At 60.1% G+C, this 24,857-nt stretch carries 25 protein-coding genes and 1 tRNA gene; all 26 read left to right on the top strand.

What is annotated here, in order from left to right; genetic code table 11:
• Nucleotides 1-75 precede the first annotated feature (75 nt).
• Complete coding sequence (gene rpsO, locus M0D66_RS18255) at nucleotides 76-348, top strand: 30S ribosomal protein S15 (RefSeq protein ID WP_011487489.1); 273 nt, start codon at nucleotides 76-78, stop codon at nucleotides 346-348.
• 338 nt (nucleotides 349-686) lie between these two features.
• Nucleotides 687-2,834: a polyribonucleotide nucleotidyltransferase gene (gene pnp / locus M0D66_RS18250; protein ID WP_171925034.1), complete on the top strand. Its 2,148-nt coding sequence runs from the start codon at nucleotides 687-689 to the stop codon at nucleotides 2,832-2,834.
• 194 nt (nucleotides 2,835-3,028) lie between these two features.
• On the top strand, nucleotides 3,029-4,045 hold the full coding sequence (locus M0D66_RS18245) for an NAD(P)H-quinone oxidoreductase (RefSeq protein ID WP_154567532.1): 1,017 nt from the start codon (nucleotides 3,029-3,031) through the stop codon (nucleotides 4,043-4,045).
• 126 nt (nucleotides 4,046-4,171) lie between these two features.
• Entirely contained in the window at nucleotides 4,172-4,951 is a 780-nt protein-coding gene (gene tpiA, locus M0D66_RS18240; protein ID WP_093639624.1) for a triose-phosphate isomerase, read from the top strand.
• 82 nt (nucleotides 4,952-5,033) lie between these two features.
• A complete protein-coding gene (secG, locus tag M0D66_RS18235; RefSeq protein ID WP_200653031.1) occupies nucleotides 5,034-5,411 on the top strand; it encodes a preprotein translocase subunit SecG in 378 nt (125 codons plus the stop codon).
• A 113-nt stretch (nucleotides 5,412-5,524) separates the two neighbouring features.
• A tRNA-Leu gene (locus M0D66_RS18230) sits at nucleotides 5,525-5,609 on the top strand.
• Nucleotides 5,610-5,769: 160 nt separating this feature from the next.
• Nucleotides 5,770-6,129, top strand: coding sequence for an NADH-quinone oxidoreductase subunit A (locus M0D66_RS18225; RefSeq protein WP_007175615.1), 360 nt, complete (start codon nucleotides 5,770-5,772; stop codon nucleotides 6,127-6,129).
• A gap of 63 nt (nucleotides 6,130-6,192) precedes the next feature.
• Nucleotides 6,193-6,672, top strand: a complete 480-nt coding sequence (locus tag M0D66_RS18220; protein WP_006052903.1) for an NADH-quinone oxidoreductase subunit B family protein — start codon at nucleotides 6,193-6,195, stop codon at nucleotides 6,670-6,672.
• A gap of 21 nt (nucleotides 6,673-6,693) precedes the next feature.
• Nucleotides 6,694-7,296, top strand: coding sequence for an NADH-quinone oxidoreductase subunit C (locus M0D66_RS18215; RefSeq protein WP_093639627.1), 603 nt, complete (start codon nucleotides 6,694-6,696; stop codon nucleotides 7,294-7,296).
• Nucleotides 7,297-7,305: 9 nt separating this feature from the next.
• Nucleotides 7,306-8,559, top strand: a complete 1,254-nt coding sequence (locus M0D66_RS18210; RefSeq protein ID WP_093639630.1) for an NADH-quinone oxidoreductase subunit D — start codon at nucleotides 7,306-7,308, stop codon at nucleotides 8,557-8,559.
• Nucleotides 8,560-8,690: 131 nt separating this feature from the next.
• Nucleotides 8,691-9,176, top strand: a complete 486-nt coding sequence (nuoE, locus tag M0D66_RS18205; RefSeq protein ID WP_054034960.1) for an NADH-quinone oxidoreductase subunit NuoE — start codon at nucleotides 8,691-8,693, stop codon at nucleotides 9,174-9,176.
• A complete protein-coding gene (gene nuoF, locus M0D66_RS18200) occupies nucleotides 9,173-10,501 on the top strand; it encodes an NADH-quinone oxidoreductase subunit NuoF (protein ID WP_093639633.1) in 1,329 nt (442 codons plus the stop codon). The genes nuoE and nuoF overlap by 4 nt, the downstream gene beginning before the upstream one ends.
• Before the next feature lie 110 nt (nucleotides 10,502-10,611).
• Nucleotides 10,612-12,945 carry an NADH-quinone oxidoreductase subunit NuoG gene (nuoG, locus tag M0D66_RS18195; protein ID WP_200653032.1) on the top strand — a complete coding sequence of 778 codons (2,334 nt, stop codon included), beginning with the start codon at nucleotides 10,612-10,614 and terminating at the stop codon, nucleotides 12,943-12,945.
• Nucleotides 12,946-14,010 (top strand): NADH-quinone oxidoreductase subunit NuoH, encoded by a 1,065-nt coding sequence (gene nuoH / locus M0D66_RS18190; RefSeq protein ID WP_054034958.1) that lies wholly within the window; start codon nucleotides 12,946-12,948, stop codon nucleotides 14,008-14,010.
• Nucleotides 14,011-14,025: 15 nt separating this feature from the next.
• Nucleotides 14,026-14,514 (top strand): NADH-quinone oxidoreductase subunit NuoI, encoded by a 489-nt coding sequence (gene nuoI / locus M0D66_RS18185; protein ID WP_054034957.1) that lies wholly within the window; start codon nucleotides 14,026-14,028, stop codon nucleotides 14,512-14,514.
• A 214-nt stretch (nucleotides 14,515-14,728) separates the two neighbouring features.
• On the top strand, nucleotides 14,729-15,418 hold the full coding sequence (locus tag M0D66_RS18180; RefSeq protein ID WP_054034956.1) for an NADH-quinone oxidoreductase subunit J: 690 nt from the start codon (nucleotides 14,729-14,731) through the stop codon (nucleotides 15,416-15,418).
• Between the two features lie 20 nt (nucleotides 15,419-15,438).
• Entirely contained in the window at nucleotides 15,439-15,744 is a 306-nt protein-coding gene (nuoK, locus tag M0D66_RS18175) for an NADH-quinone oxidoreductase subunit NuoK (RefSeq protein WP_013339863.1), read from the top strand.
• Nucleotides 15,745-15,761: 17 nt separating this feature from the next.
• A complete protein-coding gene (gene nuoL / locus M0D66_RS18170; RefSeq protein ID WP_200653033.1) occupies nucleotides 15,762-17,834 on the top strand; it encodes an NADH-quinone oxidoreductase subunit L in 2,073 nt (690 codons plus the stop codon).
• 14 nt (nucleotides 17,835-17,848) lie between these two features.
• On the top strand, nucleotides 17,849-19,339 hold the full coding sequence (locus tag M0D66_RS18165) for an NADH-quinone oxidoreductase subunit M (RefSeq protein ID WP_093639646.1): 1,491 nt from the start codon (nucleotides 17,849-17,851) through the stop codon (nucleotides 19,337-19,339).
• Between the two features lie 25 nt (nucleotides 19,340-19,364).
• Nucleotides 19,365-20,837, top strand: a complete 1,473-nt coding sequence (nuoN, locus tag M0D66_RS18160; RefSeq protein ID WP_093639649.1) for an NADH-quinone oxidoreductase subunit NuoN — start codon at nucleotides 19,365-19,367, stop codon at nucleotides 20,835-20,837.
• Nucleotides 20,837-21,133 (top strand): DUF2818 family protein, encoded by a 297-nt coding sequence (locus M0D66_RS18155; protein WP_054034952.1) that lies wholly within the window; start codon nucleotides 20,837-20,839, stop codon nucleotides 21,131-21,133. Before nuoN ends, M0D66_RS18155 begins: the two co-directional genes overlap by 1 nt.
• Nucleotides 21,134-21,175: 42 nt before the next feature.
• Nucleotides 21,176-21,760 carry an NUDIX domain-containing protein gene (locus M0D66_RS18150; RefSeq protein WP_200653034.1) on the top strand — a complete coding sequence of 195 codons (585 nt, stop codon included), beginning with the start codon at nucleotides 21,176-21,178 and terminating at the stop codon, nucleotides 21,758-21,760.
• A gap of 346 nt (nucleotides 21,761-22,106) precedes the next feature.
• Nucleotides 22,107-22,355: a hypothetical protein gene (locus M0D66_RS18145; protein ID WP_234487091.1), complete on the top strand. Its 249-nt coding sequence runs from the start codon at nucleotides 22,107-22,109 to the stop codon at nucleotides 22,353-22,355.
• Nucleotides 22,356-22,405: 50 nt separating this feature from the next.
• Complete coding sequence (locus tag M0D66_RS18140; RefSeq protein WP_200653035.1) at nucleotides 22,406-22,930, top strand: AlpA family transcriptional regulator; 525 nt, start codon at nucleotides 22,406-22,408, stop codon at nucleotides 22,928-22,930.
• A gap of 251 nt (nucleotides 22,931-23,181) precedes the next feature.
• On the top strand, nucleotides 23,182-23,607 hold the full coding sequence (locus tag M0D66_RS18135) for a DUF1178 family protein (RefSeq protein ID WP_093639658.1): 426 nt from the start codon (nucleotides 23,182-23,184) through the stop codon (nucleotides 23,605-23,607).
• A 48-nt stretch (nucleotides 23,608-23,655) separates the two neighbouring features.
• Entirely contained in the window at nucleotides 23,656-24,852 is a 1,197-nt protein-coding gene (locus tag M0D66_RS18130; RefSeq protein WP_200653036.1) for an acyl-CoA dehydrogenase family protein, read from the top strand.
• The last annotated feature ends 5 nt before the right edge of the window (nucleotides 24,853-24,857 follow it).

The raw sequence follows: 24,857 nt of genomic DNA, 5'->3' as shown, positions 1-24,857 counted from the left end.
AGATATGCGCCCACGGGTAACCCACGGCACGGCCTTTCTTCCGTGACCGCCTGTCTAGTTCTCAAGGAAATCGACATGTCCGCAGTTGAAACAAGCAAGAAGTCCGAAGTCGTTGCGCAATTCGCACGCGCAGCTAACGACACCGGCTCCCCCGAAGTTCAGGTCGCGCTGCTCACGACCCGCATCAACGAACTGACCGTTCACTTCAAGGCACACACGAAGGATCACCACAGCCGCCGCGGTCTGCTGCGCATGGTGAGCCGCCGTCGTAAGCTGCTCGACTACCTGAAGGGTAAGGACGCGGATCGTTACCGCGCACTGATCGAGAAGCTGGGTCTGCGTAAGTAATCGGCCAGTCGTTCAGCAAGATGCCTGTGTCAGTTCCACTGATACAGGCATTTTGTTTTTGCACGGTGCGCTTCATGTGATGTGCACCGCCTGCCGGTCGCGGTAGCGTGACGATTCATGCGGCGCCTAGCAGGAAAACAGCAGTAAGAAAAGCAGCAAAAAGCAGAAATACGGCCGGGCTTCAGGGCAGAGCTTTGTGTCATTCCAGCGGTTCGCGCGCGTACATAACGTAGGGCGTGGTTCTCTGGAATGGCATAACACTACTCTTCCCCTGTGGCGCCGGTCCTGGCGTTGCCGCGCCGCTTCTGGTCCGCGCGGCATAACGAAGAGGAAAAGCAATGACTATGTTCAATAAGATCGTCAAAGAATTTCAGTGGGGCCAACATAAGGTTCGCCTCGAAACGGGCGAAATCGCTCGTCAGGCGAGCGGTGCGGTGATCGTCGATGTCGAAGACACCGTTGTGCTGGCTACTGTGGTCGGCGCCAAGACCGCCAAGCCGGGTCAGGACTTCTTCCCGCTGACCGTCGATTACCTCGAAAAGACCTACGCTGCAGGCAAGATCCCCGGTGGTTTCTTCCGCCGCGAAGGCCGTCCGTCGGAAGGCGAAACGCTGATTTCGCGCCTGATCGACCGTCCGCTGCGTCCGCTGTTCCCGGAAGGCTTCTACAACGAAGTCCAGGTCGTGATCCACGTCCTGTCGCTGAACCCCGAAATTCCCGCTGACATCCCCGCGCTGATCGGCGCGTCGGCGGCGCTCGCTATTTCCGGTCTGCCGTTCAACGGCCCGGTCGGCGCAGCACGCGTGGCCTACATCAACAACGAATACGTGTTGAACCCGACGCGTCCGCAAATGAAGGAATCGGCGCTCGACCTGATCGTTGCGGGTACGGAACGCGCGGTGCTGATGGTGGAATCGGAAGCACAACAACTGACCGAAGAAGTGATGCTCGGTGCAGTGGTGTTCGGTCACGAACAAATGCAGGTCGCGATCGACGTAATCCACGAGCTGGTTCGCGAAGGCGGCAAGCCGGAATGGGACTGGAAGCCGGCCGCCAAGAATGAGCCGCTGATCGCACGCGTGTCGGAACTGGCGCAAGCCGATCTGCTCGCCGCTTATCAGATCCGCGACAAGCAAGCCCGTTCGACCAAGCTGAAGGAAGTCTATGCAGCGACGTCGGCCAAGCTGGAAGAAGAAGCAGCGGCAGCCGGCACGGTTGCAGCAGACAAGGCTAGCGTCGGCAATGTGCTGTTCGACATCGAAGCGAAGATCGTCCGTACCCAGATCCTGAACGGCGAGCCGCGTATCGACGGCCGTGACACGCGCACCGTGCGCCCGATCGAAATCCGTACCGGCGTGCTGCCGCGTACGCACGGCTCGGCACTGTTCACGCGTGGCGAAACGCAGGCTATGGTTGTCGCAACGCTGGGCACCAAGGGCGACGAGCAGAACATCGACGCGCTCGAAGGCGAGTACCGCGAACGCTTCATGCTCCACTACAACATGCCTCCGTTCGCGACCGGCGAAACGGGTCGCGTCGGTTCGCCGAAGCGCCGTGAAATCGGTCACGGCCGTCTGGCCAAGCGCGCGCTGGCTGCGTGCCTGCCGAGCGCCGACGAATTCGGCTACTCGATCCGCGTCGTGTCGGAAATCACCGAATCGAACGGTTCGTCGTCGATGGCTTCGGTGTGCGGCGGCTGCCTCGCACTGATGGACGCCGGCGTGCCGATGAAGGCGCACGTCGCCGGCATCGCGATGGGCCTGATCCTGGAAGGCAACAAGTTTGCCGTGCTGACCGACATCCTCGGCGACGAAGATCACCTCGGCGACATGGACTTCAAGGTGGCGGGTACCGAGCAAGGCGTGACTGCGCTGCAGATGGACATCAAGATCCAGGGCATCACCAAGGAAATCATGCAGGTCGCTCTCGCGCAAGCGAAGGAAGGCCGTATGCACATCCTCGGCAAGATGACCTCGGCTGTGTCGGGCGCGAACACGGTGCTGTCGGACTACGCACCGCGCATGATCACCATCAAGATCAATCCGGAAAAGATCCGCGACGTGATCGGCAAGGGTGGTTCGGTGATCCGCGCGCTGACGGAAGAAACCGGCACGACGATCGATATTTCGGACGACGGCGTCGTCACCATCGCCAGCACCAGCAGCGAAGGGATGGCCGAAGCGAAGAAGCGTATCGAGAACATCACGCTGGAAGTCGAAGTGGGCCAAGTGTACGAAGGCACCGTGCTCAAGCTGCTGGACTTCGGTGCGATCGTGAACATCCTGCCGGGCAAGGATGGTCTGCTGCACATCTCCGAAATCGCTAATGAGCGTATCAAGGACATCAACGACTACCTGAAGGATGGCCAGCAAGTGAAGGTCAAGGTCATCCAGACGGACGAAAAGGGCCGCGTGCGTTTGTCGGCCAAGGCGTTGCTGAACGACGCCGCAAACGGCGCGCCGCAAGGCGAACCGACGCCGCAGTAATGCGGTAGCAGGGCGACGGCCGGCAGCGCGAATGCGCGCCGGCCGTTTTTCATGAAGGGCGCAGGGTGGATTGCGTTGTCGGCAAGCAGGTGCGAACCGGCGCAAACGGGTACTCTCTCTAAGCGAGGCATGTCGCCTCGGTTCAGACGATTTCCGACGGTAGGCAACGCAATCCAATCTTGGAGTTGACGCAGATGAAAGCGATCGAAATCACCGAATTTGGCGCGCCGGAAGTCCTCAAGCTGGCGGAGCGGCCCACGCCGCAGCCGAAAGCGGGCGAGGTGCTGATCAAGGTGGCGGCATCAGGCATCAACCGTCCGGATGTGTTCCAGCGCAAGGGTGGCTATGCGCCGCCACCGGGTGCGTCGGACCTGCCGGGGCTGGAAGTGGCGGGTGAGATCGTCGGCGGCACTATCGACGAGAAGAACAATCCGTTCGGTCTGAAAATCGGCGATCGCGTGTGCGCGTTGCTTGCGGGCGGTGGCTATGCGGAATATGCGACCGCGCCGCTGTTGCAGTGCTTGCCGGTGCCCGCTGGCTTGTCGGATGTCGAGGCGGCTTCGCTGCCGGAAACATTCTTCACGGTGTGGAGCAATGTGTTCGACCGTGCGCAGCTCGGCAAAGGCGAGGGCGCCCCGAACGAGACGCTGCTGGTGCAGGGCGGCTCGAGCGGCATCGGCGTGACGGCGATCCAGATTGCGCATGCGCTGGGTTTTCGCGTGTTCGCCACGGCCGGGTCGGACGAAAAGTGCCGCGCCTGCGAAGCGCTCGGCGCCGAACGGGCGATCAACTACAAGACTGAAGATTTCGTCGAAGTCATCAAGTCGCTGACGAACGATCGTGGTGTCGACGTCGTTCTCGACATGGTGGCGGGCAGTTATGTGCCGCGCGAGCTGACCGCGCTGGCCGACGGCGGCCGCATCGTGCTGATCGCCTTGCTGGGCGGCGCGAAGGCCGAGCTGAATCTGAACGAAGTGCTGCGCCGCCGTCTGACGGTGACGGGTTCGACGTTGCGTCCGCGGCCGATCGAGTTCAAGGCGAAGATCGCCGCGCAGTTGAAAGAGCGTGTGTGGCCGCACCTCGAAGATGGCCGCATTAAGCCAGTGGTGCATCGTGTGTTTCCGGCAGCGCAAGCCGCCGAAGCGCACGCGCTGATGGAAAGCAGCACGCACGTCGGCAAGATCGTGCTGACTTGGGGTCAGGACGCTTGACACGGTTGGTTTGACCCGATCCACCCCACGCAGTAAAATTGCGCGTTTTGCGCACGCCGCATGAATACGAAAGGCGGGCTGTAAGCGCAAACCAAGTCCGCCGCCAATACACGAGACGACGAGACGATGTCGAAACAACGAGCCAAGCTGGTAGTCGGTAACTGGAAGATGCACGGGCGCCTCGCCGAGAATGCAACGCTGTTGCAGGCCGTGGCGCAAGGCGCGGGAGAATTGCCGGCTGATGTGCGCGTCGGTGTCTGTGTGCCGAGCCCTTACCTCGCGCAGACTCAATCGTTGCTGGAAGGCGGCAAGGTCGTGTGGGGCGTGCAGGATGTCTCCGCGTTCACGCATGGCGCCTATACCGGTGAAGTGGCGGCGCAGATGGTGGTGGATTTCGGCGCCACGCTTGCGATCGTCGGGCACTCGGAGCGCCGTGCTTACCATCGCGAAAGCGCAGAGCTGGTCGCGGTGAAGACACAGCGCGCACTGGAAGCAGGTTTGACCCCGATCGTGTGTGTCGGCGAAACGCTTGAAGAGCGTGAGGCTGGTTCGACGGAGCAGGTGGTCGGCGCGCAGCTGGATGAGGTGCTGGCGAAGCTGTCGGTAGCGGATGCGGCACGCATCGTCGTCGCGTACGAACCGGTCTGGGCGATTGGCACCGGTAAGAGCGCTACATCGGATCAGGCGCAGGCAGTGCATGCTTTCCTGCGTTCGCGTCTGGCGGCAAAGGGCGCGGCAGTGGCGGATGTGCCGGTGTTGTACGGCGGCAGTGTGAAGCCGGAGAACGCGGAAGAATTGTTCCGCGAGCCGGATATCGACGGTGGCCTGATCGGCGGCGCGTCGTTGAAAGACCAGGATTTCCTGGCGATCTGCAAAGCGGCGGCCGCGACGAGCGTCGCCGGTTAAGCAGGGCGCCTTGGCGAGGATGACCCAATCCCGCGCGGCACACTTTGTGTGGTGCGGTTAAATAAAGACTCAGGTGAGTGTGATGCTGTATTTGAAAACATTGATTATCGTCGTTCAGCTGTTGTCGGCACTCGGGGTCATTGGCCTTGTCTTGCTGCAGCACGGCAAAGGCGCCGATATGGGCGCTGCTTTCGGTAGCGGCGCGTCGGGCAGCCTGTTCGGCGCGACCGGTTCGGCAAACTTTTTGTCGCGTACCACGGCCGTCCTCGCAGCCGTGTTTTTTGTAACGACATTGACGCTGACGTACCTCGGCGCGTATCGTGCGAAACCGTCCGCAGGCTTGCTGGGCGCGGCTGTGACCGCGCCGGTCGCGGCCTCTGCTGCGGCCGCGCCGGCTGGTGGTTCGGCAGTGTTGCCGGCGTCGGCTGCGTCCGTCCCGGCTACGGAAGTGCCGAAATAAATTTTTCGTTCAAAGTGCTTTTGTGCGTTGAACAAACTGTTTAGACCAGTTACAATCTAAGTCTTGAAGCGATTCGCGGGTTTTATAAGTTGTTTTCCCGGATTGCAGTTAGTGCCGACGTGGTGAAATTGGTAGACACGCTATCTTGAGGGGGTAGTGGCGAAAGCTGTGCGAGTTCGAGTCTCGCCGTCGGCACCAAATGTTATCTAATGCCAGCCGCTTGCTTCGCTTCGGCTGGCATTTTCACTTCTGACGCGCGGCTTGCGTTGGGCTTGCGGCATGTACGTTGCCGAAGTGATTTCGCGTCAGGAGTGCTATGCTCTTGGCGGCATTCAGAACCAACCGATAGAGGATAGTCTTGAACCTCGCAGCCTATTTCCCCGTCTTGTTGTTCCTCATTGTGGGCACCGGTTTAGGCGTAGCACTGGTCAGCATTGGCAAGATCCTCGGTCCCAACAAGCCCGATACCGAGAAAAACGCACCATACGAGTGCGGCTTCGAAGCATTCGAAGATGCGCGCATGAAGTTCGATGTGCGTTACTACCTCGTCGCCATTCTCTTCATCATTTTCGACCTTGAAACCGCGTTCCTGTTCCCGTGGGGTGTAGCCCTGCGCGACATCGGCTGGCCTGGCTTCATGGCGATGATGATTTTCCTGCTCGAATTCCTGTTGGGCTTTGCCTATATCTGGAAGAAGGGCGGCCTCGACTGGGAATGATGGATTAATCGCCGGTTTGCGTGGGTGGCCAAGGCTTGCCGCCCCGTCTGGAGTGGAAAGCAAATGAGTATCGAAGGGGTCTTGAAGGAAGGGTTTGTCACCACGACGGCTGACAAACTGATCAACTGGACGCGCACCGGCTCGTTGTGGCCGATGACGTTCGGTCTCGCGTGCTGCGCGGTCGAGATGATGCATGCGGGCGCTGCCCGTTATGACCTTGACCGTTTCGGCGTGGTGTTTCGTCCGAGTCCGCGTCAGTCGGACGTGATGATCGTCGCCGGCACGCTGTGCAACAAGATGGCGCCGGCTCTGCGCAAGGTCTACGATCAGATGGCCGAGCCGCGCTGGGTGATTTCGATGGGCTCGTGCGCGAACGGCGGCGGCTACTACCACTATTCCTATTCGGTGGTGCGCGGCTGCGATCGGATCGTGCCGGTCGACGTCTACGTGCCAGGTTGTCCGCCTACGGCGGAAGCGCTGGTGTATGGCGTGATCCAGCTGCAGGCCAAGATCCGCCGCACCAACACAATCGCCCGTCAATAAGGCCAACGCCTCCCCCACAATATGGCAAGCAAACTCGAGACCCTGAAAGCGAACCTCGAGGCGGCCTTTGGCGGCCTCCTGTTGAGCACCACCGAGGCAATCGGTGAGTTGACGATCGTCGTGAAGGCGAGCGACTACATCAATGTGGCAACGCGTCTGCGCGACGACCGCTCGCTCGGTTTCGAGCAACTGGTCGATCTATGCGGCGTCGACTATCAGACCTACGCCGATGGCGCCTATGACGGCCCGCGTTTTGCGGCCGTTCTGCATTTGTTGTCGGTGCAGAACAACTGGCGTCTGCGTCTGCGTGTATTCGCACCAGACGACGAAATGCCGATCGTCGCGTCAGTCGTCGATATCTGGAGTTCGGCCAACTGGTACGAACGCGAAGCATTCGACCTGTACGGCATCGTCTTCGAGGGGCACCCGGACCTGCGCCGCATCCTGACCGACTACGGTTTCATTGGTCACCCGTTCCGTAAAGATTTTCCTGTCTCCGGATACGTCGAAATGCGTTACGACCCGGAAGAGAAGCGCGTCGTCTATCAGCCTGTGACGATCGAGCCGCGGGAAATCACGCCGCGCGTGATCCGCGAGGATCGCTATGGCGGTCTGAAACACTAAGAGAACGCCATGGCAGAGATCAAGAACTACACGCTCAACTTCGGTCCTCAGCACCCGGCCGCGCACGGTGTGCTGCGCCTCGTGCTCGAACTCGACGGCGAAGTCATCCAGCGCGCCGATCCGCACATCGGCCTCCTGCATCGCGCGACTGAAAAGCTCGCGGAAACCAAAACGTTCATCCAGTCTGTGCCGTATATGGACCGCCTCGACTACGTGTCGATGATGGTCAACGAGCACGGCTACGTGATGGCGATCGAAAAGCTGCTCGGCATCGAAGTGCCGATTCGCGCGCAGTACATCCGTGTGATGTTCGACGAAGTCACGCGAGTGCTGAACCACCTGATGTGGATCGGCGCACACGCACTCGACGTCGGCGCGATGGCGGTCTTCCTGTACGCGTTCCGCGAACGCGAAGACCTGATGGACGTGTACGAAGCGGTGTCCGGCGCACGGATGCATGCAGCTTACTACCGTCCGGGTGGCGTGTACCGCGACCTGCCTGACGCAATGCCGCAATACAAAGCGTCGAAGATCCGCAATGCGAAGGCATTGTCGAGGATGAACGAGAACCGTCAAGGTTCGCTGCTCGACTTCATTGACGATTTCTTCACGCGTTTCCCGAAGTGCGTCGACGAATACGAAACGCTGCTCACCGACAACCGGATCTGGAAGCAACGTCTGGTCGGTATCGGCGTGGTCAGCCCGGAACGCGCGCTGAACCTCGGCATGACCGGCGCGATGTTGCGCGGCTCGGGTATCGAGTGGGATCTGCGCAAGAAGCAGCCATACGAAGTCTATGACAAGCTCGATTTCGACATTCCGGTCGGCGTGAATGGCGACTGCTATGACCGATATCTGGTTCGCGTCGAAGAAATGCGCCAATCCACACGGATCGTGAAACAGTGCATTGAGTGGTTGCGCAAGAATCCAGGTCCGGTGATGGTCGACAATCATAAGGTTGCGCCGCCGTCGCGAGTCGGCATGAAGTCGAACATGGAAGATCTGATTCACCACTTCAAGCTCTTCACGGAAGGCTTCCATGTGCCGGAAGGCGAGGCATATGCCGCGGTCGAGCACCCGAAGGGCGAGTTCGGTATCTACCTGATCTCGGATGGCGCGAACAAGCCGTATCGCCTGAAAATTCGGGCGCCGGGCTACGCGCACCTGTCCACGCTCGACGAAATGGCGCGCGGTCACATGATCGCCGACGCTGTGACGATCATCGGTACGCAGGACATCGTGTTCGGCGAAGTCGATCGCTAGGACGTATTCATCAGCGCGTGCCTTCAGATTGCACCGAAGCGCGCGTCAAGCAAAGGAACGCCGGGTCTGTCGCAACATGCAACGCGCGACGGGTTTTCGTTCGGTAGGAATTGAAAGAGTCGTGTCTGAAAATGATCTCAGCTGAAGGCCTGAAAGAAATCGATCGTGCGATCGCGAAGTATCCCGCCGATCAGAAACAGTCCGCCGTGATGTCGGCGCTGGCTACTGCTCAGGAAGAGCATGGCTGGCTGTCGCCCGAACTCATGCAGTTCGTCGCGGACTATCTCGGCATGCCGGCGGTCGCCGTGCAGGAGGTGGCTACCTTCTACACGATGTATGAGACCTCGCCGGTCGGCAAATACAAGATCACGCTCTGCACGAACCTGCCGTGCCAGCTCGGCCCGGACGGCGGCTCAGACAGCGCCGCTGAATATCTGAAGCAGAAGCTCGGCATCGACTTCGGCGAAACCACGGCTGACGGCAAGTTCACCTTGAAAGAAGGTGAGTGCATGGGCTCGTGCGGCGATGCGCCGGTGATGCTGGTGAACAACCATCGCATGTGCAGCTTCATGAGCCGCGCGAAGATCGACCAGCTGCTCGAGGAACTTTCGAAATGACGTCTTTACACGATCGTCACATCAAACCGCTGATTCTCGCCGGCCTGAACGGCGACAACTGGCATCTCGAAGACTATGTGGCGCGCGGCGGTTACGCCCAGCTGCGCCGCATTCTGGAAGAAAAGATTCCGCCCGAGCAGGTGATCGCTGACGTCAAGGCGTCGGGTCTGCGCGGCCGTGGCGGTGCTGGCTTCCCGACCGGTCTGAAGTGGAGCTTCATGCCGCGTCAATTCCCGGGGCAAAAGTACCTCGTCTGCAATTCGGACGAAGGCGAACCGGGCACGTTCAAAGACCGCGACATCTTGCGTTTCAATCCGCACTCGCTGATTGAAGGCATGGCCATCGGCGCATACGCGATGGGCATCACGGTCGGCTACAACTATATCCACGGCGAAATCTGGGAAGTCTACAAGCTCTTCGAAGAAGCGCTGGAAGAAGCCCGTCGCGCCGGATTCCTTGGCGACAACATCATGGGTTCGGGCTTCTCGTTCGAACTGCATGCGCATCACGGTTACGGCGCCTACATTTGCGGCGAAGAGACAGCGCTGCTCGAATCGCTCGAGGGCAAAAAAGGCCAGCCGCGCTTCAAGCCCCCGTTCCCGGCGAGCTTCGGCGTGTACGGCAAGCCGACCACGATCAACAACACCGAGACGTTCGCTGCGGTGCCGTTCCTGCTCGCGATCGGTCCGCAGAATTACCTCGAAATCGGCAAGCCGAATAACGGCGGCACGAAGATTTTCTCGGTTGCAGGCGACGTCGAGCGTCCGGGCAACTATGAAGTCCCGCTCGGCACGCCGTTCGCCACGTTGATGGAACTGGCTGGCGGCATGCGCGGCGGCAAGAAGATCAAGGCCGTGATTCCTGGCGGCTCGTCGGCGCCGGTGATTCCGGGCGACATCATGATGCAGACCGACATGGACTACGACTCGATCGCCAAGGCTGGCTCGATGCTCGGCTCCGGTGCGGTCATCGTGATGGACGAGACGCGTTGCATGGTGCGTTCGCTGCTGCGTCTGTCGTACTTCTATTACGAAGAGTCGTGCGGTCAGTGCACGCCGTGCCGCGAAGGCACCGGCTGGCTGTATCGCGTCGTGCATCGTATCGAACACGGGCTCGGCCGTCCGGAAGATCTGGATCTGCTGAACTCGGTTGCTGAGAACATCATGGGCCGCACGATTTGCGCGCTCGGCGATGCAGCGGCCATGCCGGTTCGCGGCATGCTCAAGCACTACTGGGACGAATTCGAATACCACGTCGCCCACAAGCATTGCCTCGTCGGCGGTCACGCCGGTGCGGCAGCGGCGTCAGAAACAGTGGCTGCCTAAGTACGCGAAATAGCGCACCAGAACACGTCATCCGCGGGATTCATCGCCTGAAACGGGCGCTGAACAGGGCGAACGATTGAGCGGTAACAGGTTAAGGAAGATTGACCATCATGGTTGAACTTGAAATAGACGGCAAGAAAGTAGAGGTGCCTGAAGGCAGCATGGTGATCCAGGCTGCGCATAAGGTCGACACGTACATTCCTCACTTCTGCTATCACAAGAAGCTGTCGATTGCGGCCAACTGCCGGATGTGTCTGGTCGATGTCGAAAAGATGCCGAAGGCCGTGCCCGCATGCGCCACGCCGGTGTCGGCAGGCATGATCGTGCGCACCAAGTCGGACAAGGCTGTGAAAGGCCAGCAAGCCGTGATGGAATTCCTGCTGATCAACCACCCGCTGGATTGCCCGATCTGCGATCAGGGTGGCGAGTGTCAGCTGCAGGATCTGGCGGTTGGTTACGGCAAGTCGTCGTCACGCTATAGCGAAGAAAAGCGCGTCGTGTTCCACAAAAACGTCGGTCCGCTGATCTCGATGGAAGAAATGTCGCGTTGCATTCACTGCACGCGTTGCGTCCGCTTCGGCCAGGAAGTTGCCGGCGTGATGGAACTCGGCATGCTGGGCCGCGGCGAGCACTCGGAAATCACGTCGTTCGTCGGCAAGACGGTCGACTCCGAACTGTCGGGCAACATGATCGATCTGTGCCCGGTGGGCGCGCTGACCAGCAAGCCGTTCCGCTACAGCGCCCGCACATGGGAACTGTCGCGCCGCAAGTCGGTGAGCCCGCACGATTCCGTCGGCGCAAACCTTGTGGTGCAAGTGAAGAACAATCGCGTGATGCGTGTTCTGCCGTTCGAAAACGAATCCATCAACGAATGCTGGATTTCGGACAAGGACCGCTTCTCGTACGAAGGTCTGAACAGCCCCGAACGTCTCACGCAGCCGATGCTCAAGCAAGGTGGCAAGTGGGTCGAGACCGACTGGCAATCCGCGCTTGAATACGTGGTCAAGGGTCTGAAGGGCATCAAGGGCGACCACGGCGCGAACGCGCTGGCCGCACTCGGCAGCGCCCACAGCACCGTTGAAGAACTGTTCCTGCTGAAGCAGCTGGCCCAGGCGGTCGGCACGCCTAACGTCGACTTCCGTCTGCGTCAGTCGGATTTCTCCGCGCCAGTGAACGGTTCGCCGTGGCTCGGTACGGCGATCGCCGATCTCTCGAACCTCGACGCCGCATTGGTGATCGGTTCGGATCTGCGCCGCGATCATCCGCTGTTTGCCGCGCGTCTGCGTCAAGCCGCCAAGAGCGGCACGAAGCTGACGTTGGTGCAGGCCACCAACGACGATGCGCTGATTCCGCAAGCGCAACGCGTGGTTGCCGCGCCGTCGGCATGGCTCGACGCACTGGCTGGTATCGCGGGCGCGGTGTCGGAAGCAAACGGCGTTGCACTGCCGGAATCCTTCGCCGGAACGCAGCCGACGGACGCCAACAAACAGATCGCGAAGTCGCTCGCCACCGGCGAACAGCGTGTGGTGTTGCTCGGCAACGGCGCGGTCCGTCATCCGGAGTTCGCGGCGATTCACGCCGCGGCGCAATGGATTGCAGACGCGACCGGCGCAACGTTGGGTTTCCTCACGGAAGCGGCCAACACGGTCGGCGCGCATCTCGTGAACGCATTGCCGGGCGAGGGTGGTTTGAACGCTCGCGAAGTGTTCGAGCAACCGCGCAAGGGTTATGTGTTGCTGAACGTCGAACCGGAATTCGACACGGCCAATCCGGCGCAGGCTTTGGCCGCGCTGAAGCAGGCTGAAATGGTCGTCGTGATGTCGCCGTTCCAGATGGGCGCTGAATACGCTGACGTCCTGCTGCCGATCGCACCGTTCACGGAAACGGCCGGCACGTTCGTCAACGCCGAAGGTACCGTGCAGACGTTCAACGGCGTCGTGCGCCCGCTCGGCGACACGCGTCCGGCATGGAAGGTCTTGCGCGTCCTCGGCAGCCTGCTCGGCGTGCCGGGCTTCGAATTCGACACCTCGGAAGAAGTGCGCACGGCCGCTCTTGGCGATGGCGAGATCAAGTCGCGCCTGTCGAACAAGACGGGCGCCACGGTTGCACGCGGCAAGGCAGCGAAGGCAGCAGAAGGCAAGTTCGAGCGTATCGCCGATGTGCCGATCTACCACGCGGACTCGCTGGTACGTCGTGCCGAATCGCTGCATCTGACGGCGGCGGCGCGCGCAGCGAATTCGGCCGGTCTGCCGGCTGCGCTGTTCGACAAACTGGGTTTGAAGGAAGGCGACGCAGTGCGCGTGCGCCAGGGCGAGCAATCGGTGCAGTTGCCGGCCGTGCGCGACGCAAATCTTGCGGAGACGGTCGTCCGCGTATCGGCGGCTACGCCTGCCGGTGCAGCGCTGGGCAGCCTGTTCGGTGAACTGGTGGTGGAGAAGGCGTAAATGAGCTTGTTCGATACGATCAACTCGGGCGGCACCCAGCTTCTCGGTGTGGCATGGCCCACGGTGTGGGCACTGGTGCGCATCCTGGTGGTGGCCGTCGTGATCCTGCTGTGCGTGGCTTACCTGATTCTGTGGGAGCGCAAGCTGATCGGCTGGATGCACGTGCGTCTCGGTCCGAACCGCGTGGGCCCGGCAGGTTTGCTGCAGCCAATCGCCGACGTGCTGAAGCTGTTGCTGAAAGAAGTGATTCAGCCGGCTCAGGCGAGCCGCTGGATCTACATGATCGCGCCGATCATGGTGGTGGTGCCAGCCTTCGCGGTCTGGGCGGTGATTCCGTTCCAGGCAGGCGCGGTTCTCGGCGACATCAATGCAGGTCTGCTTTACGCGATGGCGATCTCGTCGGTCGGCGTGTACGGCGTGATTCTGGCGGGCTGGGCGTCGAACTCGAAATACGCGTTCCTCGGCGCCATGCGCGCGGCCGCTCAAATGGTCTCGTACGAAATTTCGATGGGCTTCGCGCTCGTCGTCGTGCTGATGACGGCGGGCAGTCTGAATCTGTCGGAGATCGTCGGTTCACAGGAACGCGGCATTTTCGCCAGCTACGGCCTGAACTTCCTGTCGTGGAACTGGCTGCCGCTCCTGCCGATGTTTGTCGTGTACTTCATCTCGGGCATCGCCGAAACGAACCGTCACCCGTTCGACGTGGTGGAAGGTGAGTCGGAAATCGTCGCGGGCCACATGATCGATTACTCGGGGATGGCGTTCGCGCTGTTCTTCCTCGCCGAGTACATCAACATGATCGTGATCTCGGCATTGGCTGCAACACTGTTCCTCGGCGGTTGGAGCGCACCGTTCGGCTTCCTGTCGTTTGTCCCGGGCATCGTATGGCTCGTCGCCAAGGTTTTCTTCCTGCTGTCGGTATTCATCTGGGCGCGTGCCACGTTCCCGCGCTATCGCTACGACCAGATCATGCGTCTGGGCTGGAAAATTTTCATTCCGGTTTGCGTGGTGTGGCTCATCGTGGTCGGCTTCTGGATCATGTCGCCGTTGAATATCTGGAAATAAAGGGCGGATGAACCCATGACCGCAATCCAAAACTTTTTCAAGACCTTCTTCCTGACGGAACTGCTCAAAGGCCTCGCGCTGACCGGACGTTACACGTTCCAGCGCAAGGTGACCGTGCAGTTCCCGGAAGAGAAGACCCCGATTTCGCCGCGTTTCCGGGGCCTGCACGCGCTGCGCCGCTATGAAAACGGCGAAGAACGCTGCATCGCCTGCAAGCTGTGCGAAGCGGTGTGCCCGGCACTCGCTATCACGATCGAATCGGAAACCCGTGCGGATAACACGCGCCGCACGACGCGTTACGACATCGACCTGACCAAGTGCATCTTCTGCGGTTTCTGTGAAGAGAGCTGCCCGGTCGATTCGATCGTCGAGACGCACATTCTCGAATATCACGGCGAAAAGCGCGGCGATCTGTATTTCACGAAAGACATGCTGCTGGCGGTGGGCGATCGCTACGAAGCGGAGATCGCTGCGAGCAAGGCAGCCGACGCACCGTATCGTTGAAGCACTTCAGTTGAAGCGGTAATTGCGGCAAAAAGCGCGGCAGTAAATGCAGCAGTAAATGCAGCAGTAACACGGCCTGTTGTCGGGCCGAGCGCCGCGGCCTGAGCGCCGCGGCACGGCGCACCTGCGCGGATGTTCTGGCGGTTTCGGCCGCTTTACCCGCCACGTGCCAAAGAACAATGCCTGACGATGGCCTAACGATGAACCGGTAATCATGGAATTCACGACCGTACTGTTCTACATCTTCGCGCTGCTCCTGGTGGTTTCAGGGCTGAAGGTGATCACCTCGCGCAACCCGGTTTCGTCCGCACTGTTTCTGGTGCTGGCGTTCTTCAACGCAGCCGCGATCTGGATGCTGCTGCAGGCCGAGTTCCTCGCGATCCTGCTGGTGCTGGTGTATGTCGGCGCGGTGATGGTGCTGTTCCTGTTCGTCGTGATGATGCTGGACATCAACATCGACGTGCTGCGCAAAGACTTCAAACGCTTCGTGCCAATGGCCACGCTGGTGGGCGCAATCATCGTGATCGAGACCGCGCTGATCCTGTGGCACGGCTACGGCGCGACCGCCACGGCGCTGCGCGACACCACGGCTGCCGCGAACGGTATGGCCGACTGGTCGAACACGCGTCTGATCGGCAAGGTCATCTACACCGACTACATCTTCGCGTTCGAAGTCGCCGGCCTCGTGCTGCTGGTGGCGATCATCGCGGCGATTGCGCTGACCACGAGCCACAAGAAAGACAGCAAGCGCCAGAACGTCAGCGAGCAGGTCAAGGTGCGTGCCCAGGACCGTGTGCGTATCGTGAAGATGGCATCTGAAAAGACCGCGGCAACTGTCGCGGCAGAAGAAGCCGCCGCAGCGGCAGCCGCAGCGGCCGACTCGGCACCTGCTAAAAACAGCTGAGCGGACAGGAGATAGAAATCATGTTGACCCTTGCTCATTACCTTGTCCTTGGCGCGATCCTGTTTGCGATCAGCGTCGTGGGCATTTTCCTGAACCGCCGCAACGTCATCATCATCCTGATGGCGATCGAACTGATGCTGCTGGCGGTGAACACCAATTTCGTCGCGTTCTCGCATTACCTCGGCGACGTGCATGGTCAGATCTTCGTCTTCTTCGTGCTGACGGTTGCAGCAGCTGAAGCGGCGATCGGCCTCGCAATTCTGGTGACCCTGTTCCGTAGCCTCGACACGATCAATGTCGAGGACCTCGATCAGCTCAAAGGTTAATTTCAGGTAAAGCGGTTATGTCAACGACACTCAATGAAAACCTGCTGCTGGCGATCCCGCTGGCACCGCTGGCCGGCTCCCTGATTGCGGGGCTGTTTGGGAAAGCGGTAGGGCGAGCGGGCGCGCATTCGGTCACGATCCTCGGCGTCGCGATCTCCTTCATCCTTTCGGCTATCGTCTTTTTCCAGGTGATGGACGGCGCGAGTTTCAACGCGACGGTCTATGACTGGATGCAGATCGGCCAGACGAAGTTCGAGATCGGCTTCCTGGTCGACTCGCTGACGGCAATGATGATGTGCGTGGTGACCTTCGTGTCGCTCATGGTGCACATCTACACGATCGGCTACATGGCCGACGACGACGGCTACCAGCGCTTCTTCTCGTACATCTCGCTGTTCACGTTCTCGATGTTGATGCTCGTGATGAGCAACAACTTCCTGCAGCTGTTCTTCGGCTGGGAGGCGGTGGGTCTGGTGTCGTACCTGCTGATCGGCTTCTACTTCACGCGTCCGACGGCGATCTACGCGAACATGAAGGCGTTCATCGTGAACCGCATCGGCGACTTCGGGTTCCTGCTCGGTATCGGCCTGCTGTTCGCGTTCGCCGGTTCGATGAACTACGGCGACGTCTTCGCGAAGCGCACTGAACTTGCAGCCCTGAGCTTCCCGGGTACGGACTGGGGTCTGCTGACGGTCGCCTGCATTTGCCTCTTCATCGGCGCAATGGGTAAGTCGGCGCAGTTCCCGCTGCACGTCTGGCTGCCGGATTCGATGGAAGGCCCGACGCCGATCTCCGCACTGATTCACGCGGCAACCATGGTGACGGCCGGCATCTTCATGGTCACGCGCATGTCGCCGCTGTTCGAACTGTCGGATACGGCGCTGTCGTTTGTGATGGTGATCGGTGCGATCACGGCGCTGTTCATGGGCTTCCTCGGGATCGTCCAGAACGACATCAAGCGCGTGGTGGCTTACTCGACGCTCTCGCAGCTCGGTTACATGACGGTCGCACTCGGCGCATCGGCCTACTCGGTCGCCGTGTTCCACCTGATGACGCACGCGTTCTTCAAGGCGCTGCTGTTCCTCGGCGCGGGTTCCGTGATCATCGGCATGCACCACGATCAGGACATCCGCAACATGGGCGGCCTGCGCAAGTACATGCCGATCACGTGGATCACGTCGCTGGTCGGTTCGCTCGCGCTGATCGGCACGCCGTTCTTCTCCGGCTTCTACTCGAAAGACTCGATCATCGACGCAGTGAAGCTGTCGCATCTGCCGGGTTCGGGTTTCGCTTACTTCGCAGTGGTGGCGAGCGTGTTCGTCACCGCGCTGTACTCGTTCCGTATGTACTTCCTGGTGTTCCACGGCAAGGAGCGCTTCCGCGATCCGAAGCATCCGGAATCGCCGATGGGCATCGAAGCGGCAGCGCACGCGCATGACGGTCACGGCCATGACGCACACGGCCATGGCCATGGTCACGACGACCACGCGCATGAGCCGCATGAAACGCCGTGGGTGGTGTGGGTGCCGCTGGTGCTGCTGGCGATTCCGTCGGTGGTGATCGGTGCGATCGGTGTCGGTCCGATGCTGTTCGGCGACTTCTTCCAGCACGGCGTGGCGTTCGACAAGGTCATCTTCATCGGCGAAAACCATCCGGCGCTGCATGAGATGGCGGAAGAATTCCAGGGCTGGGCCTCGATGGGCCTGCACTCGGTTTCGGGTCTGCCGGTGTGGCTGGCACTCGCGGGTGTCGTGGTCGCGTGGTTCCTGTACCTGGTTCGTCCTGATCTGCCGGCTGTCATCAAGCGTGCGTTCGGTCCGATCTACACGCTGCTCGACAACAAGTACTACATGGACAAGATCAATGACGTCGTGTTTGCGCGGGGCGCGGTGGCAATTGGCCGTGGTCTCTGGAAGGAAGGCGACGTCGTGGTTATCGACGGCATCGTCAACGGCAGCGCACGCTTTATCGCCTGGTTTGCCGGCGTGATCCGCTTCCTCCAATCCGGCTACATCTACCACTACGCGTTTGCCATGATTATCGGCATGTTGGGGCTCCTGACCCTGTTTGTAACGCTCGGCGGCAAATAAGGCGAGGGACACTAATGCACGCTTATCCGATTCTCAGTATCGCGATCTGGTTACCGATCCTCGTAGGTCTACTGGTCCTGGCTATTGGTTCCGACCGGAACCCGGCTCCGGCGCGCTGGATTGCGCTGATCGGCTCGGTCGTCAGTTTCATCGTGACGATCCCGCTGATTACGGGTTTTGATTCGAGCACCGCCGATCTGCAGTTCGTCGAAAAGGCGAACTGGATCGAGCGCTTCAACATCACGTACCACCTGGGTGTCGACGGCATCTCGATGTGGTTCGTCGTGTTGACCGCATTGATTACGGTGATCGTCGTGATCGCCGCGTGGGAAGTCATCACGAAGAACGTGGCGCAGTACCTCGCTGCATTCCTGATCCTCTCCGGCATCATGGTCGGTGTGTTCAGTTCAGCGGACGGCATGCTGTTCTACGTGTTCTTCGAAGCGACGCTGATTCCGATGTACATCATCATCGGCGTGTGGGGTGGGGCGAACCGCGTGTATGCGGCGTTCAAGTTCTTCCTGTACACGCTGATGGGTTCGCTGTTGATGCTGGTTGCGTTGCTGTACCTGTACATCCAGACCGGCACGTTCGATCTGGCTACGTGGCAGAACGCGCAGATCGGCATGACCCCGCAGATATTGTTGTTTATCGCGTTCTTCATGGCCTTCGCCGTGAAGGTGCCGATGTGGCCGGTTCACACGTGGTTGCCTGACGCCCACGTGGAAGCGCCGACTGGTGGCTCGGTCGTGCTGGCCGCGATCATGCTGAAGCTGGGCGCCTACGGTTTCGTGCGCTTCTCGCTGCCGATCGCACCGGATGCAAGCCACTTCCTCGCGCCGGTCGTCATCACGCTGTCGCTGATCGCGGTGATCTACATCGGTCTGGTCGCGATGGTGCAGACCGACATGAAGAAACTGGTCGCGTATTCGTCGATCGCGCACATGGGTTTCGTGACGCTCGGCTTCTTCATCTTCAATCAGCTCGGCGTGGAAGGCGCGATCGTACAGATGATCTCGCACGGCTTCGTGTCGGGCGCGATGTTCCTGAGCATCGGTGTGTTGTACGACCGTATGCACTCGCGTCAGATCGCCGATTACGGCGGCGTCGTCAACGTGATGCCGAAGTTCGCGGCGTTCGTGATGCTGTTTTCGATGGCCAATTGCGGCTTGCCGGGTACTTCCGGTTTCGTCGGCGAGTTCATGGTGATTCTGGCTGCTGTCCAGTACAACTTCTGGATCGCAGGCGGTGCGGCTGTCACGCTGATTCTCGGCGCGGCCTACACGCTGTGGATGTACAAGCGCGTGTACTTCGGCGCGATCGCCAACGATCACGTGAGGGGTCTCGTCGACATCAACCGTCGCGAATTTTTCATGCTGGCAGTGCTCGCCGCACTGACGCTGTTCATGGGCCTGTATCCGAAGCCCTTTACCGATGTGATGCACGTATCCGTGGAAAACCTCCTCTCCCACGTCGCGCAGTCCAAACTGCCGTTGCCACAGTAATGCAGAGCGGAGGAATTTAAAGATCATGCAAAACGCCCCTATGACTGCCCTGTTGCCCGACGCACTGGTGATGCTCGCCGTTGTGGTCGCGTGGCTCAACGACACGTTCGTCGGCCAGGCCGGTCGCCGTACCACGTATTTCATCGCGTTCTTCTCGACGCTGATTGCCGGCATCTGGTTCGCGGTGAACGCGTTCGACCCGCAGGTTCACTACTTCTTCGGTCACATGTATGTGGTGGATTCGTTCGCCAGCGTGATGAAGGCGGTGGTGACGCTCGGCTATGCCGTGTCGATCGTTTATTCGCGCCGGTACCTCGAGGATCGCGGGTTGTTCCGCGGTGAGTTCTTCCTGTTGGGCATGTTCTCGTTGCTCGGTCAGCTCGTGATGATCTCGGGCAACAACTTCCTGACGCTGTACCTCGGTCTGGAATTGATGTCGCTGTCGCTGTACGGTGCGATCGCACTGCGCCGTGATGCGGCGCCTTCGAACGAAGCCGCAATGAAGTACTACGTGCTCGGCGCGCTGGCTTCCGGCTTCCTGCTGTACGGCATTTCCATGCTGTACGGTGCAACCGGTTCGCTCGACCTGAACGAAGTGTTCAAGGCGATCGGCACGAGCCACTACGATCCAAGCGTGCTGCTGTTCGGCGTGATCTTCATCGTGGCAGGCGTGGCGTTCAAGATGGGCGCGGTGCCGTTCCACATGTGGGTGCCTGACGTGTATCAAGGCGCTCCGACGGCCATGACGCTGATGGTCGGCGGCGGTCCGAAGGTGGCGGCATTCGCGTGGGGCCTGCGCTTCCTCGTGATGGGTCTGCTGCCGCTGGCGGTCGAATGGCAGGAAATGCTGGTGATCCTGGCAGCGCTATCGCTGATCGTCGGCAACATCACCGGTATCGTGCAACGCAACGTCAAGCGGATGCTTGCGTATTCGGCGATCTCGAACATGGGCTTCGTGCTGCTGGGCCTGCTGGCCGGCGTGGTCGACCACAAGACCACGGGCGCCGCCAACGCGTACGGCTCGGCGATGTACTACAGCATCGTCTACCTGATTACGACGATGGGCACCTTCGGCATCATCATGCTGCTGGCACGCCGCGATTTCGAAGCGGATACGCTCGAAGACTTCAAGGGTCTGAATCAACGCAGCCCGGTGTTTGCGTTCGTCATGATGGTGATGATGTTCTCGCTCGCCGGTATCCCGCCCGCGGTCGGCTTCTACGCCAAGCTCGCGGTGCTGCAGGCAACCATGAATGCCGGCTTGACTTGGCTGACCGTGCTGGCCGTGATCACTTCGTTGTTCGGTGCCTTCTACTACCTGCGTATCGTCAAGCTGATGTACTTCGACGAACCGCAAGACAAGTCGCCGATCCTCGCCGACACGAGCACGCGCGCTTTGCTGGCGCTAAACGGTGTTGCCGTGCTGGTGCTCGGTATCGTGCCGGATCCGCTGTTGAAGGCCTGCCTGCAGGCTATCCAGCACACGCTGCTGCTCTGATGTCGGCTGCGGGTTGGTTTATCGTGTTGTTGGCGCTGGTCGGCGCCAACCTGCCGTTCCTGAATCAGCGCCTCTTCGCCGCCGTGCCGTTGAAAGCGGTGAAGAAGAGCGCGTGGATCCGGATTGCCGAGTTGATCGTGCTGTATTTTGTGGTCGGTGCGCTCGGTTTCCTGCTGGAAGCGCGCGCGGGTAACCGCTTCGAACAGGGGTGGCAGTTCTACGCGATCACGTTCGCGCTGTTCGTCGTATTCGCATTTCCTGGCTTTACCTTCCAGTATCTCGTCAAACGTCGCTGACGGCGTCTCGCCGTCGCGCACCACGCTGTCCAGAGGTCGCATATGGCTGAACTTCCCGATCACGACGCTGCGCTCACCGAGACCTGTCTCGAGAGCAAAACGATCCATCAAGGGCCATTCCTCACGCTCAAGTGCGATACGGTCCGCTTGCCCGACGGTAAGAAGGCCACTCGCGAGTACGTTCAGCATCCAGGCGCCGTGATGGTGATTCCGCTATTCGACGACGGCCGCGTGTTGCTGGAAAGCCAGTATCGCTATCCGATGGGCAAGGTCATGGTCGAGTATCCTGCGGGCAAGCTCGATCCGAACGAAGGCGCGCTGGCCTGCGCGAAACGCGAGTTGCAGGAAGAGACCGGCTATACGGCGCGCGAGTATGTTTATCTGACGCGCATTCATCCGATCATTTCCTACTCGACCGAATTCATCGATATTTACCTGGCGCGCGGGCTCACTGCCGGCGAGCGCAAACTCGACGACGGCGAATTCCTCGAACTGTTCACGGCCAGCGTCACCGATATGCTGGAATGGGTACGCACGGGCAAGGTGACGGACGTGAAAACCATCATTGGCACGTTCTGGCTGGAAAAAGTTTTGGCGGGTACCTGGCCAATGGCCGCGCCGCAATAGCGCGCACGGTTCAGAACGCAAGAACGCTAAACGGGCGCGGCTCACACGCCGGTTAGAAAATCCGCAAAAAGCCCCTGTTGGTCTACGACCGGCAGGGGCTTTGTCATTGTGGGCACGATATTGACTCAATGCGTAACCCCCGTGTCTGAAAAACGGGCTCCAGTCCTATGCCATTTGACAGTCTCGCCCCGTAGCCGTTGTCACTCTAGTATCGACATCTGGCAACGAGGTTTGTTATCGCACTTATTTTGGATAACGAAGGGTGTGGGACATATTTGGTTATGACCGTGCTCGTATGGTTGTCACTTGACAACCATACGAGCACGGGCTAAATTGGAGGGCATAGATGGTTCGTGGAGTCCATTCAAAGAAAGAGGTCGAGGCCGCGCTGGTTTACGCTGAAAGAAACGGCTGGCGCGTGCAAGGCGGCGGCAAAGGTCACGCGTGGGGAAAGATTTACTGTCCGTACAACGACGCGGAATGCCGTTGCGGCGAGTTTTGCATCTCGAGTGTGTGGAGTACGCCAAAGAATCCCGGCAATCACGCAAAGCACCTCAGGCGCATTGTCGACAATTGCACGACACGTCGGCAGTAAAAGTGTTCGAAGGGCAAAGGCCCGCAGTTGAATGAAGGTAGGAGTAGCTTATGGAATATGTGTTCACCTTGAAGTACCGGCTCTCGGCCGAAGACTGCGATCTTGATGAGATCGTCGAACGACTGGGCGAAGCTGGATGCGATGACGCTACGATCGGCGTGGGGCAACCGGGGCGCATGGCACTCGTTTTTGCTCGCGAAGGCACGTCGGCGTTCGAAGCGCTCGTCAGCGCACTCAAAGATATCAAGCAGGCAGTGCCGTCTGCGCGCCTTGTCGAGGCGGGGCCGGATTTCGTCGGCCTGACGGATGTCGCTGAGGTCGCGGGCGTGTCACGGCAGAACATGCGTAAGCTGATGCTGAGCCACGCAATCGACTTTCCGCCGCCGGTTCACGAGGGCAGTGCGTCGGTGTGGCATCTGTCGGACATCCTGGGTTGGCTGACCGAGCGTGGCGGGTATGACATCAAGGCGGACGTATTCGATGTCGCGAAATCGGCCAAACAGATCAACCTTGCCAAAGAGGCGCGTGAAATCGAACCGCAACTTAACCGCCGGCTCGAATTTCTGGAGGCTTAAAAGGTGCGCAGCGGCCAGCTGCGCGAACCTATGAACTCCATACAACCAGCGTGCTTTTTTATTGACGGGTTCGGTGTGCCGCTCACCGATTGAGCGACCTTCGGCAGCCCACTGCGCAAAGCGTTAAAATCGCGCACCGCGTTCGATTTGTCAGCGACGCCTGGTGTCAACGCGCCGTCCGTAAAAATTTACGAACGACCGTTCACAAATTTCCATTTTGCGCTAAACTGGCACGCAAGCCCTGATTCCACATGAAGGTCCTCGATTTACAGTGTCCGCATGGCCATCGGTTCGAAGGCTGGTTTGCTTCGGCTGATGACTTCGAGTCGCAGCAGTCCCGCAAGCTCGTCGAATGTCCGATCTGCGGTGCGAACGAAGTGAGCCGTCTGCCGTCGGCGCCCCGACTGAATCTGTCGGGAGCGACCGAAGCGAAAGTCCCTGCGGATACGGGAGAAATGCAGGCGCGCGTCATGCGTGCCTTGCGCGAGGTACTGGAAAAGACTGAGAACGTGGGTGACCGCTTCGCCGAGGAAGCACGGCGCATTCACTACAACGAAGCGCCTGCACGCAATATTCGCGGTGTCACGACACCGGAAGACGCGAAAGCTTTGGTCGAAGAAGGCATCGAAGTGATGCCGTTGCCGGTCCCGGCTGCCTTGAAGGAACCGCTGCAATAGCGCAGTGGCTCACTGGCGGCGGGCGGTTGCGGCCAGGAGACACGACGCATGAATCTGGACTATTCCCCCGCTGACGACGCATTCCGCGCCGACATCCGCGCCTGGCTCGAAGCGAATCTGCCTCGCGAGCTGAGCGACAAAGTACTCAACCATAAGCGTCTGAACCGCGAAGACTTCGCGGATTGGCACAAGCTGCTCGGCACGCGCGGCTGGTCGGTCGTCGCGTGGCCGAAAGAATACGGCGGCCCGGGCTGGGACGCGACCCAACGGCATATCTGGGACGAAGAGTGCGCGCGTATCGGCGCGCCGTCCGTGCTGCCGTTCGGCGTCTCCATGGTGGCACCCGTGCTGATGAAGTACGGCAATGAGGCGCAGAAACGCCACTATTTGCCGCGCATTCTCGACGGCACGGACTGGTGGTGTCAGGGCTATTCCGAACCGGGCTCCGGTTCCGACCTGGCCTCGCTGCGCACCCGCGCCGAGCGCGTTGGCGATCACTACGTGGTCAACGGCCAGAAAACCTGGACCACGCTCGGCCAGTACGCCGACATGATGTTCTGCCTCGTGCGCACCGATAGCGGCGCGAAAAAACAGGAGGGCATCTCGTTCCTGCTGATCGACATGAAAACGCCCGGTATTACCGTGCGCCCGATCATCACGCTGGACGAAGAGCACGAAGTCAACGAAGTCTTTTTCGAAGACGTGAAAGTGCCGGTCGAGAATCTGGTCGGCGAAGAGAATCGTGGCTGGACCTACGCGAAGTACCTCCTCGGGCACGAGCGCACCGGCATTGCGCGCGTCGGGCAATCGAAGCGCGAACTGGTATTCCTGAAACGCCTCGCGCTGGATCAGAAGAAGAACGGCAAGCCGCTGCTGCAAGATCCTGTGTTCGCCGCGAAAGTCGCAAGCCTCGAGATCGAAATGATGGCGCTCGAAGTCACCGTGCAACGCGTGGTCGCCAATGAAACGGGCGGGCGTGGGCCGGGTCCGGAAGCCTCGATGCTCAAGATCAAGGGCACGGAAGTGCAGCAGGCGTTGACCGAACTGATGTTCGAAGCGGTCGGGCCGCTCGCCGCGCCATTCGACGTGCCGTTCCTTGAAGGCGAACGCGAACATAGCCTCGCCGGCGACGATGACGCCGCGCCGCTGGCCGCGTACTACTTCAACTTCCGCAAGACGTCGATTTACGGCGGCTCGAACGAAATTCAAAAGAACATCATCGCGCAGATGATTCTTGGACTCTGAGGAGC

The organism is Paraburkholderia sp. SECH2, from assembly GCF_030464795.1.
GTDB classification, from domain to species: domain Bacteria; phylum Pseudomonadota; class Gammaproteobacteria; order Burkholderiales; family Burkholderiaceae; genus Paraburkholderia; species Paraburkholderia aspalathi.
This window is presented reverse-complemented; position numbering and strand designations above follow the sequence as displayed.